We start from the raw sequence: 13,248 nt of genomic DNA, 5'->3' as shown, positions 1-13,248 counted from the left end.
TTTTCTATGATAATTTTTCAACTTCCACTCTGCCAGAAAAGAACGTCGCGCCGCCGCCCATATCTGCCAATCGATCAGGTGTTAATCCATTCACTAAATGCTTTTTGCCTTTTTGATCTGCCCATAATCCTTGACTGACCACAACACCAGATAATACATTTTGACCGACTGACACGACAAGCTCACACTCTCCTCGGTCGTTTAGCACACGCACCATGTCACCATCTTCAATTTTTCTTTCCTTTGCATCCTGTTCATTCATGTGAAGCTTCGGAAATTTCTCAAGCTTTTGATGCTTTTCATGAAGTGAGAAGGTGGAGTTCAGAAAATTATGGTTCGGTCCCGGTATAAAGGTAAGCGGATAATCGCTTTCCTGATAAAGGGGCACATAGGTTGGAAGTGCTGGATACCCGTCTTTTTTCATTTGTTCAGAATAAAGCTCAATTTTCCCGCTTGGGGTTTGAAGCTTTAATTCCTGGAAAGGTCCACGTTTTGCTTTGATCCATTTCTTTTCTTTTAATGCCTCGTATGAAATGTCCTCATAATGCGGATTTTCTGGATGATGAAGAGCTTGTTCCATCAGTTCAGCATCTGTCTCGCGGAAGGCTTCATCTTCAAAGCCCATCGCATGGGCTAACAGGCGGAATACTTCAGTATTGGATTTGCTTTCTCCGTAGCGTTCTATCACTGGCTCCTGAATTTGAATATAATGATGCCAGTATGATGTATAGAAATCCTCATTTTCAAAGGCTGATGTCGCCGGCAGGACAATGTCTGCATACGCCGCTGTTTCTGTCAGGAATAAATCATGAACCACTGTAAATAAATCCTCTCTCATCAAACCTTCTCTGACTTTATTCGCTTCAGGTGTCACAACCGCAGGGTTGCACGAGTAGATAAAGAGAGAATCAACGGAAGGCTCTGCGCTTGTCAGCACGCTGCCCAGCTGATTCATATTAAATGATCTAGGCGTGCGTTCTTTTAATAAATCCGGCCGCTGAAGAGCTGGTTCATTATAGCTGAGAAAAGAAGAGTTTGATTTCATTGCTCCGCCGCCCTTGTGCAGCCATTGACCAGTCAGGGCAGGGAGGCAGGAAATGGTTCTAATACTCATCCCGCCATTATCATGGTGCTGTAAACCATTCCCAATGCGAATGAGAGAGGGTGATGTCTCAGCGTACATTCTTGCAAGTGTAATGATGTCGCCTTTAGGGACACCTGTGATGCGCTCAACCGTGTCTGGATCATACTGCTTTACATGCTCGCGCAGCTCTTTATGGCCGACCGTGTAAGCCTCTAAAAAGGCTTCATCTGTACGTTCCTCTTTGAAAAGGACATGCATGATGCCAAGTGCAAGCGCACTGTCAGTACCAGGCCGAAGCGGAATGAACCAATCTGCCATCCGGCCGGTTTGGTTCTTGTGAACATCAATCACGACAATCTTAGCTCCTTGCTTTCGCGCTTTTTGTGCCAAGGTGATTTGGTGCATATTGGTCGACACAGCATTGATGCCCCAAAAGATAAATAGTTTCGTATGAATGGTGTCTTCAGGATCTGTCCCAATGCTTGCGCCCATTGTATATTTATAGCCAGTCGTTCCTGCTGACTGACAGATCGTCCGGTCTAACTGGCTTGAACCAAGACGATAAAAAAAGCGGCGGTCCATTCCTTCTGCGTTGAGATTGCCCATGTTCCCATAGAAGCTGTAAGGCAGAATGCTTTCTGGTCCTTTTTCTTCGATCAGCTTTGTCCATTTTTGACGAATGGTTTCAATGGCTTCTTCCCACGTAATCGGTTCAAACTGACCTTCGCCTTTTTGGCCAACACGTTTTAAAGGAGTGGTCAGCCTTTTTTCATCATATAAACGGGCTGTGACATTACGCACTTTGTTGCATATGTTTCCTTGTGTGACAGGGTGGTCCGGATCTCCCTGCACTTTCACGATCTTTCCATTTTCTTTATGTATTAAAAGACCGCACTGATCCGGGCAATCTAACGAACAAACTGATTTGAATATTCCGTCTTTCATCGCTGTATAATCGGTCATGAGTTTTTGGCTTCCTTTCTTCATTCCGTTATCACTTTGTATGGACTTTATTTTAGCATGTTCGGAGGTGGAAGGTAAGAAAGAGGTGATGAATTGAAGAAAATGAAAAAAAGCCCCTGAAAAAGGGACTTTTAAAAACGGGTGACATGTACAGGAAATTCTTTTATCCCGAAAACAAACGTGCTTTGAATAGGTTTTAGCTGATCTGTAGCGCAGGTGATGTCTTGAAACGTTTGGAGTAAAACGTCAAGCGCAATGTTGCTTTCAAGCCGGGCAAGCGGTGCACCGAGACAAAAATGAATGCCAAATCCAAAGCTCATATGCGGATTTGATTTTCGGTCAAGCCGGAACGTATCTGGATCTTCAAACTTCTGTTCATCCCGATTTGCTGAAGCAACCCAGCTGATGAGGTAGTCTCCTTTTTGAATGTGCGCGCCTGCAATTTCAACATCCTCTGCGGCGATTCGGCCAATGGCTTGAACAGGCGGATAATACCGCAGCGTTTCCTCAGTCAATTGAGGAATAAGAGAGGGGTCCTGCCGAACTGATTCAGCAATATGCGGCTGCTCTGTCAGCAGTCGTACGGCATTGGTTATTAAATTGGTCGTTGTCTCATTGCCTGCAACGAGTAATAGAATACAAAAGCCAAGCAGTTCATTCTCGGTTAAACGCTCTCCATCGATTTCCGCTTGAATGAGAAGCGAGATCAAGTCATCAGCAGGTGTTTCTTTTCTTTTTTTGATCAAATGAGCAAAATAAATGGACAGCTCCTCTTCAGCGCGTTTCTGCATATCTACAACAGCCTGAATGGCTTCCTTTGATTCATCCTTAGCACCTGCCACAAGGGCATCAGAATGTTTTTTAATCAGCTCTCTGTCCTGCACCTCTGCACCGAGAAGCTCAGCGATGATCATCACTGGCAGGGGAGCTGCTAAATCTTGCACAATATCAAACGTACGTTGATCCTTTACTTGATTTAATAGATCATGTGTCAGGTCTTTGATCTTATCTTCTAATTGCTTGATCGCTTTTGGGGTGAATGCTTTATTCACAAGCGCTCTCATCTTTGTATGTTTTGGAGGATCCATCGTTAAAATACTTGTTTTAGACGTGCTTCTTCCTCGCTGTGAAGAGAACACTTTAGGCTGCTTTAGAACAGACTGAATATCCGCATATCGAAAAAGATCCCAGCACTTTCTTGTCTCATCATATCTAATATCACTCTCTGCACGCAGCTCATTGTAAATAGGGAATGGGAAAAGAAGGTCATCGGTAGAACGGATTTCTTTCATTGGAATCACATTGACATAGTTTTCTTTCACTTTCATTATGAACGCTCCTTTTTCACATGATTTCTCTTTCACGGTATCACCAGTAAAATATCATTTCAACGGACATGTTTTCTAAAATATGTCAATAGTCTAATCGAAAGATTCAAGCACATTCACCATATAGGAAAATAGAAAGTCATTAAAATGAGAGCGCTTTCTAAAAAATAGAATTGAAGTCACCGAAACCAAAAATAAAATGGTGAATTCAGTCGAACGAAAGGGTCCTATGATTCAAATGATCATAGTTCTTTTGATCTAAAATGCTGTATTTGAAAAACACGGCTAACATACTTGCAGCAAGCTGCCGGCCATGCATTCGGGACTTTTGAAAAACGCTGGCTCTTTCTTGACACGATTTCTCATCATGTTACGATTACTAACGTGCGAAAAACACGAACAAAAAGCGAACAAGGGAGAGGATCAATATCATTGATCAAAAGAAAGTTGCTTTCATTGGAGCAGGTTCTATGGCGGAAGGAATGATCGCAGGGATTGTGCGATCAGGACAGATGCCGCTAGGCCAAATTTACGCAACAAACAGACAAAATCAACTTCGATTGAATGAACTAACGAAACGATACGGCATCCAAACAGCCGCAATGGATTCATTTCCTTTTGAAGAAATGGATATGTTGATCCTGGCCATGAAGCCAAAGGATGCTGAAGCAGCCCTTGAATCATTAAAACCTCGTATTCAGCCAGATCAGCTCATCATGTCTGTCCTTGCAGGTGTTAAGCTATCGTATATTGAAGACATGCTGCATGAAGGCCAGCCTGTTATGAGGGTCATGCCAAATACATCAAGTACGATCGGGGCGTCAGCGACTGCTTTATCTGCTGGACGTTACGTGAAAAACGACCATATGAGCATAAGCCAGGCTCTTTTGTCTGAAATGGGCGAAGTCTATACCATTCGGGAAGAGCAAATGGATATTTTCACTGGAATTGCTGGAAGCGGGCCCGCCTACTTTTATTTCTTAATGGAAAGAATCGAAGAAGCAGGAGAAGAGGCAGGTTTATCAAAGGAATTGTCTCGCCAAATTGGCGCGCAGACACTCCTCGGTGCGGCAAAAATGCTGCAAGAAACAGAGGAAAATCCTTCTGTCCTAAGAGAGAAAATTACGTCACCAAATGGAACAACTGCTGCAGGACTGAATGCATTAGATGATTTTGGCGGGGGAGAAGCGATCAAGCAGGCTGTCAAACATGCGGCTAATCGTTCAAAAGAGATAAGCAATCAGCAAAAACAAAAAGTATCTATATAAATAGAGCTCAGGTACAGGAGTGATTAGGTGTACGCAGATAAAGAGAGAAAACGAATTGTTGTGAAAATCGGAAGCAGCTCTCTTACTAGCTTTCAAGGTGAGATTAGTTTGAAAAAACTAGAAAACCTCGTCAATCAAATTGTGAAACTTAAAGATGAAGGACACGAAGTCATTTTGGTTTCATCTGGTGCGGTTGCAGCTGGTTACCGAAAACTAGGATTTATCGATAGACCCAAAACACTGCCGGAAAAGCAGGCATCTGCCTCAATTGGGCAAGGGCTATTAATGGAATCATATTCTACTTTATTTTTATCACATGGTTATATTGCTTCACAGCTCTTAATCACAAGAAGTGATTTTTCTGATGAAACGCGCTATCAAAATGTGCGTAACACAATGAACGTGTTATTGGATCGAGGCATCATCCCAATTATTAATGAGAATGATACAGTGACGATCAATCGGTTGAAGTTTGGAGACAACGATACATTGTCTGCAAAAGTAGCTGGACTCATTGATGCGGATTTCCTTGCTATTTTATCTGATATTGATGGCTTGTATGAAGATAATCCTCATACAAATCCAAATGCGAAGAGAATTCTTGAAGTGACAGACATCACAGAAGACATCGAAGCAGCTGCTGGAGACGCAGGAAGCAGCGTAGGTACAGGCGGAATGAAATCAAAGCTCGATGCCTTTAAAATATCAATGGCCGCAGGGATCAACGGCTTTTTAGGAAAAGCAGATACGCCTCACATTTTAGACAAAGCGATCAATGGGACAGAGGACGGCACTTATTTTACCGCTGACGAAAATGTAGCGCCACTCAATTATAAGAAGCAGTGGATTGCCTTTCATTCTGGGCCAAAGGGTGAGATCGTGGTTCAAGAGAAAACACAGGAATTTCTCATGCACCGTGAGGGAAGTCTTGATTCTGATGGGATTGTCAATGTGAAAGGTTCATTTAAAAAAGGCGATGTGGTCCGTATTTTAGATCAAGATAAAAGAGAAATAGGGCTTGGCGTTGTGAATTATGCATCAGATGAACTCGCACGTAAGAGTGACTTGTTACAAGATGAAATCGTGCATGTCGTCGATCTAGAAGCATTTGTTTGTCATTTAGATTTATCGATTCCAGTTTGTTAACCAAAAGGGAGGAATTCCATGACACTGACAGCTGAAGTTGTCACATCGGTCAAAGAAAAAGCGAAGAAAGCAAAGCATGTTTCAAAAAAACTCGGTTTACTTCAGACAGAGGAAAAAAATGACGCGCTTCTTAAAATGGCAGAAGCATTAGAGCAAAACAGCCGCTTTATTTTACAGGAGAATCAAAAGGACTTAGATGCTGGGAAAGAAAAGGGCTTCTCAGAGGCACTCATGGATCGATTAATGTTAAATGAAGAAAGAATTCACGAGTTTGCTGAAAGTTTGCGGCTTGTGACGAGATTAACAGATCCTGTTGGAGAAATATTGGATGAATGGACTCTTGATAACGGCTTACACGTGAAAAGCCGAAGAGTACCGCTCGGTGTGATCGGGATGATCTATGAAGCGAGACCGAACGTCACTGTCGATGCAGCAGGCCTTGCCCTTAAGGCAGGCAACTCAGTGATTTTAAAAGGCGGTTCCTCCGCTATTTCTTCCAACAAAGCCATTGTCAGTGTGATCCATGAAGCATTGGATCAAACAAAGATTCCTCGTGATGCGGTGCAATTGATTGAACAAACAGATCGTTCATCGGTTCAGGCGATGTTTCAACTAAAAGAATGGATCGATGTTTTAATTCCGCGAGGCGGAGCTTCCTTAATCAAAACAGTGGTAGAAGAATCCACTATCCCAGTGCTTGAAACAGGGACAGGAAACTGTCATGTCTATATTGATCAAACCGCGAATGTGAAAAAAGCCATTGAGATTGTGATCAATGCGAAAACGAATCGTCCGGCCGTATGTAATGCACTTGAGACGCTGATTATTCATCGCGATTGGCTGAAAGAGAATGCAGCCTCATTAAATGAAGCTTTGCAGGAGCATCGTGTCACTGTACATGGCGACCAGGCAGCAGAGTCTTACTTCTCAAACGCGGTTCCTGCTGGAGAAGTGGATTGGACAGATGAGTATTTAAGTCTGGATCTTGCAGTAAAGGTAGTCGATTCAATTGAGGAAGCAATCAGCCATATCGATCAGTACGGCACAAAACATTCAGAAGCCATCGTGACAGAAGATGAAAAAAATGCACTCACGTTTCTAAACGAAGTAGATGCGGCGGCTGTTTATCATAACGCATCGACTCGCTTTACAGACGGCGGTGCACTTGGCTATGGAGCTGAAATCGGCATCTCTACTCAAAAACTGCACGCAAGAGGGCCAATGGGACTTCCTGCACTTACGACAACTAAGCTGCTTCTGTGTGGTGACGGTCAGATTAGAAGCTAGAAAGATTCAAGAAACACTACCTTTTTATGAGGTAGTGTTTTTAACTTTATTTAAAAGAAATACACGTTATCCTACGTTTGCACAATTTTTCTTCATGACCTTCTCAAATTTAAAAAATTCAAATTCCTCAGGTGCTAAAGGTTCATTGCCGTGATGTGCTTCATGATGTGCGTTTGGATCTGGATGGTGTAAGTGATAAAATTCAACTATTTGAAAACCGCATTTATTGACATAAAAATGAATGTTGCGTTTTTCAAAGTATGGAGTCACAACCTCCCATACAATCGTTTCTGGATATTGCGCCTCGATGGCTTTCCATGCTGCCTGACCAATGCCCCGGCCGTGAAAGGATGATGAAATGTATAGCAAATCAACCGAGTTGTGATGTGTCTCTTGGTTGATTTTGATCACAACGCCGCCTGCCTTTTCACCATTTAGCATAATATGATAAACAATGTGGTCATTGGAATGAAAAGATTCATCAATCACTTCATCTGGAGGAATCGGTCCATCCTGCGCATCGCCAAATGCGTCGATCACGCCAGCTGTAAAAGCTTTCTGAAGCTCTTTTTTCATAGAAGGGAAGTCCTCTTTATTTGCATGTGCTAATGTCACTTCATGTTGAGTTATTTTGTTCATTTTCTTATCCTTTCCCTGCGTAGTGGTGTTTCTGCATGTTATGATAAAGGATGGAGTTACTCCATAGTCAAGAAAGGAGTCTTCATCATGATCAATGATGTGCAAAAAACGTTTTTCACTGGAGAATTTGCCAAGCTATTTGATGTCAAAAAAGATACGCTTCTGTATTATGATAAAATCGATTTATTTAAGCCGGCTGGTGTGCATAAAAATGGGTACCGTTACTATACACTTGAGCAATTTGACCATTTTATTGCGATTCAATCCTTGCGAGCTGTTCAATTTCCGATCAAAGAGTTAAAACAATATTTCACAGAACCTTCCCACGAGAGACTGCAAAGCCTAGCGGCCGACCAAATAAAAAAGGTCAAACAAGAGATTGAAAAGCTTCAAGACATCCAGGCTTTTCTTATGCGGGTGATGGAGACGACACTTGAATTAGCAAATGTGAAAATAGGGGAGGTCCTGTTTCAAGAGCTGCCAGAAGAACCCGTTGTACTAAGTGCATCAAACCCGATCGACTTCAATACACCTGTAGAAGAAATATCACGTATTGTAGGGGAATTTTTAAAGGGAGTTGGCATAAAAGGGGCTGCGGCAAATGGTTCTGTCTTAAAAAAGGAGCAGTTCCGTAAGCGGCACTATCATCAGTCAGATCAGCTGTTCTGCCGAATGGATGGCCCGGGGGCAGTCAAAAAACCTGGCGGGCTCTATGCGGTGATGTATGATCAAGGAACATTTGATCAGATCGAATCTGCTTATTCGCATTTGTTAGATGAAATCGAGAAAGAGGGCATGATGCTGGATGGAGATGTATTTGAGGAGTATTTACTTCATTCGCTCATGTCTAAAGATGAAGCAGAGTATATAACGAAGCTCAGTGTAAAAGTGAAGAAGCGAGCAGATGACAATTGAAAAGAGGATAGACAGCATGTGACATGCGTGTCTATCCTCTTTTTTGATGTTATCCCACTTGATTTTCGGCAAATTGACTCATATATAAGTCTGCATAGAAGCCTTTTTGTTTTAAGAGTTCGCTGTGCGATCCTTTTTCAATGATGCTTCCATCCTTCATGACTAAAATAAGGTCTGCATCCTTAATCGTTGAAAGTCTGTGTGCAATCACGAAGCTCGTTCTGCCTTTCATCAATTCATTCATTGCTTTTTGAATATGCATCTCTGTCCGTGTATCCACGCTGCTTGTTGCTTCATCTAATATCAAGATCTTTGGATCAGATAAAATGGCACGGGCGATGGTTAACAGCTGGCGCTGACCTTGTGACAGGTTGCCGGCATCTTCTGTTAAGAGTGTGTCATATCCATCTGGAAGCGTGCGGATGAAATCATCTGCATAGGCATGTTTGGCGGCTTTGATGACATCCTCTTTGGAAACATTCTGCCTGCCATAGGCAATGTTGTCGTAAATCGTTCCTTCAAAGAGCCACGTATCCTGAAGAACCATCGCAAATAAGTCTCGTACTTGCTGACGGCTGAGGTCAGTTGTTTTGACACCGCCAATGCGTATGGAGCCTTGATCTAATTCGTAAAAACGCATTAAAAGATTGATGATGGTTGTTTTTCCTGCACCTGTTGGCCCGACAATGGCAACCGTCTGACCTTCTTGCACATCTAAATTCAAATCTTTAATAATCGGATGATCTTTTTCATATCCGAATTGAACTTGTTCAAAGCTCACATCACCTGAGAGTGATGCAAGATCAATTGCCGCATCTTCTTCGGTACTTTCTTCTTCTTCATCAAGGATTTCAAACACCCTTTCAGCAGACGCGATCGCTGATTGAACTAAGTTTGCGACACTTGATGCTTGCACAAGCGGCTGAGACATTTGCTGCGTGTATTGGATAAACGCCTGCACATCCCCGACACGGATATTCCCGTTTATGACAAGAATCCCGCCGGCTACACTGACTGCCACATAGCCAAGGTTCCCGATAAAGGTCATCATTGGCATCATTAAACCAGAAATGAACTGCGCTTTCCTTGAAGATTCATACAGCTTTTCATTTAATTCATCAAATGTATCGATTGCTTTCTTTTCGTAGCCATACGCACGAACAGTCTGATGTCCTGTGAACATCTCATTAATATGTCCATTGATCGTCCCAAGCTCTTTTTGCTGCGCTTTAAAATGCTTTTGAGAAAATGACGTAATGCCGCGAATCGCAAACAGGCTGAGTGGCAGCGTCAAACAAACAAGCAACGTAAGCAGCGGACTGATGAAGAGCATCATGACGACAATCCCAATGACTGTAATCACAGATGTAATCACTTGGGTGAGCGCCTGCTGAAGCGATGTATTAATATTATCGATATCATTCATCACACGGCTCAGTGTGTCCCCGTGGGTTGTTTTATCAAAATAACGAAGGGGGAGACGTGTGAGCTTGTCATTTGCTTCCTGCCGTAATTCAGCAATGGTCTGTTGAGAGACACCAGCCATGACATATTGCTGAACGAATGAAAAGAGGGAAGCAACGACGTACAGCACGACAAGCAGCAAAAGAATTCGTGAAATGACATCAAATTGAACGCCTGTTCCATTCGTAAAGCTGTCAAATAAGGAAGAGGTGGCATCCCCAAGCAGCTTTGGACTAATGACGTTAAAGACAGTTGAACCAATCGCTGCAATAAGGACGATGATCAGCTGAAATTTCCTTGGTTTTAAATAGCCTGTCAAACGAAGCAGTGTTTTCTTAAATTCCTTCGGTTTTGCGGCTGGCCCTTTAGGGTGGCCGCCTTTATGGCCCATGCCAGAAGACATTTTCTTACTCATCCTCGCTCACCTCCTGACCTTCCTGAGATGCGACAATCTCTTGATATACAAGATTATCCTTTATTAATTGTTCATGTGTTCCGATACCTGCAATTTTTCCTTCATCAAGTACAATGATTTTATCACTATGCTTCACTGTACTGATTCGTTGAGCCACAATGATGAGGGCTGCATGAGCTTTTTCTGCTTCTAATGATGCCCGCAGCTTTGCATCTGTTTTGTAATCAAGTGCTGAAAAGCTATCGTCAAACAGATAGAATGATGGTTTTCTCACTAGCGCCCTTGCAATGGAAAGCCGCTGCTTTTGGCCGCCGGATAGATTGGAACCACCTTGATCAATTTCTGCATCAATTCCGCCATCTTTTTGCAAAACAAATTCTTCGGCCTGCGCAGTTCGCAGCGCCTGCCAGATGTCTTCATCGCTTGCATCCTGCTTGCCAAAGCGTACATTCTCGGCAATGGTTCCACTGAATAGAACAGCTTTTTGAGAGACATAGCCCATCTGGTTTCTCAGTTTCTCTTGAGGCAGCTCTCTAATGTCTACACCATCTAGTGTAATCCGGCCTTCTGTCACTTCATAAAAGCGCGTCATCAGCTGAAGAAGCGTTGTTTTCCCAGAACCCGTACTTCCGATGATGGCTGTTGTTTCACCAGTTTTGGCTTCAAACGTGATACCTTGAACGGCTGGTTTCTCAGCATTTGAGTAATAAAATGACACATCCTCAAAGCGAATGGATTGGGCGGGCTCGTGAAGGTCAGTGATAGACTCTTCTTTGTCTTTAATCTTTGGTTCCATGTTTAACACTTCATTCATGCGTTTAGCTGATGCTTGTGCTCTTGGGACCATAATAAAGCTCATCGACAGCATAATAAGTGCCATTAAAATCATCATCGCATATTGAATGAAGGCAATGAGATTTCCAACTTCCATTTCTCCGGCATCAATTCGGTTTGCGCCAAGCCAGACAATGCCGATATTCGTGAAGTTCATGATAATCAGCATAAATGGAAACAAGTAAGCCATTAATCGGTTGACTCTAAGACCAGTATCCTTATAGGACGTGTTGGCTTCTTGGAATCGCTCCTTTTCATCATCCACACGGTTAAAGGCGCGAATGACGCGGATGCCTGAAAGAGATTCCCGCATAATTAAATTCAGCCGGTCTGTTTTTTTCTGAAGCTGGCCGAATAGCGGGATGGCTTTTCTTGACACTAAATAGATGAATCCGCCAAGAAGGGGGAGGGCTGCTAAAAAGATAAGAGACAGGACAGCATCCCTGGAAACAGCCAAAATAATTCCACCCACAAGCATGAGCGGGGCCCGCGTCATCATTTGTAAAATCATAATCGTCACATCTTGGACTTGTTTCACATCATTTGTTGATCTCGTAATAAAGGAAGATGTGCCGATCTTTTGAAATTCTTCTAATGAAAATTGTTCGACATGCACAAACAGCTGTCTTCTCATATCACGCCCGAAGCCAAGTGCTGTTTTTGATGACAAGTAAGACTTCCAAATGGTGAGCAAAATGGCGAGTAAAGAACAAGCCACCATCCAGCCGCCAACCTTCCATATGTAAGCAATATCTCCCTGGACGATACCGACATCAACGATATCTGCTGTTAACGTCGGTAAATACAGCTGGAGCATACTGCTTAAAAAGGTGAGAATGACAATGGACACAACGGACAGCCGATACGGCTTTAAAAACGATAAAATTGATTTCATATGAATACCTTTCTTCCATATAGTCTTTTGTTCTGTAACCCATCATATACAAAGTGGGATTATTTCTACAAATGAAATGTCTTGTTTTAGTGAATTATTTATATTGTTCAATTTTAGAAAAGAAATCCTTCACAAACACATAAAAATCATGGGCAGAAGGAGACATTTCGCGCGTTTTAGATGCAATAATTCCAACCGTTCTTCTCACTTGAGGGAAATCGATCGGAATTTTCACTGTAAATCGCGGTGTTGTTTCATAAAAGGCGCTTTCGGGTAATAAGGTAACGCCCATACCTGCAGATACGAGACCTTTAATGGCATCCAAATCTTCTCCTTCAGATGAAATGGTAGGCTCATAGCCTGCCTGCTTGCAAGCATCAACCGCAATTTGTCTCAGCACATACCCTTCAGGAAATAACACGAAATGATCCTTTCTTAAATCACTTAAATGAATACTTCTTTGTCCACTAAAGGGGTGGCTAACCGGTAAAAGGGCATAAATGCTCTCGGAAAACAAAATATTTCCTTCTATTTGAGAATCGTTTGTCGGTACGGGTCCTAAAAAGGCGAGATCGATATCTCGATTTTTGACCGCTTCAATGAGAAATTTATAGGATCCTTGACGAAGTAAAAAATCGACCTCTGGATATTCCTGCTTAAAGGCGGAGATGACAGAAGGGAGTACTTGGCTTGCTAGACTTGTAGGAAAGCCAATATTCACCGTTCCTTTGTGCGGATCTAAGTATTCATCAATTTGCTCTTTCGCATAATCAATGGCTTTGAGTGCAGTTCTGACATGCTCTAAAAATTGTCTGCCGATCTTCGTTAATTTGATATTTCGTCCTTCTCGTTCGAATAAGGCCACTCCAAGTTCTTCTTCTAAATTCGCAATCTGCCGGCTGATGGCAGATTGGGCAACATGTAAGTTTTCAGCCGCTTCTGACACGTGTTCACGGTCTGCGACTTCTACAAAATAACGTAACTGACGAAGCTCCATTTTTGCACTTCAC

The 13,248-nt window shown here is 42.7% G+C and carries 10 protein-coding genes; 4 read left to right on the top strand and 6 right to left on the bottom strand.

From position 1 onward, the window contains the following. Positions 1 to 4 precede the first annotated feature (4 nt). Positions 5 to 2,047: a molybdopterin oxidoreductase family protein gene (locus tag MHB66_RS09740; RefSeq protein ID WP_046312279.1), complete on the bottom strand. Its 2,043-nt coding sequence runs from the start codon at positions 2,045 to 2,047 to the stop codon at positions 5 to 7. Positions 2,048 to 2,178: 131 nt separating this feature from the next. Next, the gene (locus tag MHB66_RS09735; RefSeq protein ID WP_046311416.1) at positions 2,179 to 3,375 is read right to left on the bottom strand and encodes a cytochrome P450; all 1,197 of its coding nucleotides are present in this window, start codon (positions 3,373 to 3,375) and stop codon (positions 2,179 to 2,181) included. Between the two features lie 422 nt (positions 3,376 to 3,797). Here MHB66_RS09735 and proC point away from each other — a divergent pair, with 422 nt between their 5' ends. From proC to MHB66_RS09720, 3 genes are read left to right on the top strand one after another with little or no spacing between them, the layout of a single operon-like run. Further along, a complete protein-coding gene (gene proC / locus MHB66_RS09730; RefSeq protein WP_080943455.1) occupies positions 3,798 to 4,643 on the top strand; it encodes a pyrroline-5-carboxylate reductase in 846 nt (281 codons plus the stop codon). A gap of 27 nt (positions 4,644 to 4,670) precedes the next feature. After that, positions 4,671 to 5,789: a glutamate 5-kinase gene (gene proB / locus MHB66_RS09725; protein WP_046311412.1), complete on the top strand. Its 1,119-nt coding sequence runs from the start codon at positions 4,671 to 4,673 to the stop codon at positions 5,787 to 5,789. Between the two features lie 18 nt (positions 5,790 to 5,807). Beyond that, positions 5,808 to 7,076 carry a glutamate-5-semialdehyde dehydrogenase gene (locus MHB66_RS09720; protein ID WP_046311410.1) on the top strand — a complete coding sequence of 423 codons (1,269 nt, stop codon included), beginning with the start codon at positions 5,808 to 5,810 and terminating at the stop codon, positions 7,074 to 7,076. Positions 7,077 to 7,142: 66 nt separating this feature from the next. On the opposite strand, the gene MHB66_RS09715 is transcribed toward MHB66_RS09720, so the two are convergent. Beyond that, on the bottom strand, positions 7,143 to 7,715 hold the full coding sequence (locus MHB66_RS09715) for a GNAT family N-acetyltransferase (RefSeq protein WP_046311408.1): 573 nt from the start codon (positions 7,713 to 7,715) through the stop codon (positions 7,143 to 7,145). A gap of 87 nt (positions 7,716 to 7,802) precedes the next feature. Between MHB66_RS09715 and MHB66_RS09710 the strand changes: the two genes are divergently transcribed. After that, positions 7,803 to 8,630 carry a MerR family transcriptional regulator gene (locus MHB66_RS09710; RefSeq protein WP_046311406.1) on the top strand — a complete coding sequence of 276 codons (828 nt, stop codon included), beginning with the start codon at positions 7,803 to 7,805 and terminating at the stop codon, positions 8,628 to 8,630. A 49-nt stretch (positions 8,631 to 8,679) separates the two neighbouring features. Here the strand turns inward: MHB66_RS09710 and MHB66_RS09705 are convergent, their stop codons facing one another. From MHB66_RS09705 to MHB66_RS09695, 3 genes are all read right to left on the bottom strand, one after another. Beyond that, positions 8,680 to 10,509: an ABC transporter ATP-binding protein gene (locus MHB66_RS09705; RefSeq protein ID WP_046311404.1), complete on the bottom strand. Its 1,830-nt coding sequence runs from the start codon at positions 10,507 to 10,509 to the stop codon at positions 8,680 to 8,682. Continuing rightward, positions 10,502 to 12,238: an ABC transporter ATP-binding protein gene (locus MHB66_RS09700; RefSeq protein ID WP_046311402.1), complete on the bottom strand. Its 1,737-nt coding sequence runs from the start codon at positions 12,236 to 12,238 to the stop codon at positions 10,502 to 10,504. Before MHB66_RS09700 ends, MHB66_RS09705 begins: the two co-directional genes overlap by 8 nt. Positions 12,239 to 12,332: 94 nt before the next feature. Continuing rightward, positions 12,333 to 13,235: a LysR family transcriptional regulator gene (locus MHB66_RS09695; protein WP_046311400.1), complete on the bottom strand. Its 903-nt coding sequence runs from the start codon at positions 13,233 to 13,235 to the stop codon at positions 12,333 to 12,335. Between the last annotated feature and the right edge of the window lie 13 nt (positions 13,236 to 13,248).

It is taken from the genome of Bacillus sp. FSL L8-0167, from assembly GCF_038630295.1.
GTDB classification, from domain to species: domain Bacteria; phylum Bacillota; class Bacilli; order Bacillales; family Bacillaceae; genus Bacillus; species Bacillus safensis.
This window is presented reverse-complemented; position numbering and strand designations above follow the sequence as displayed.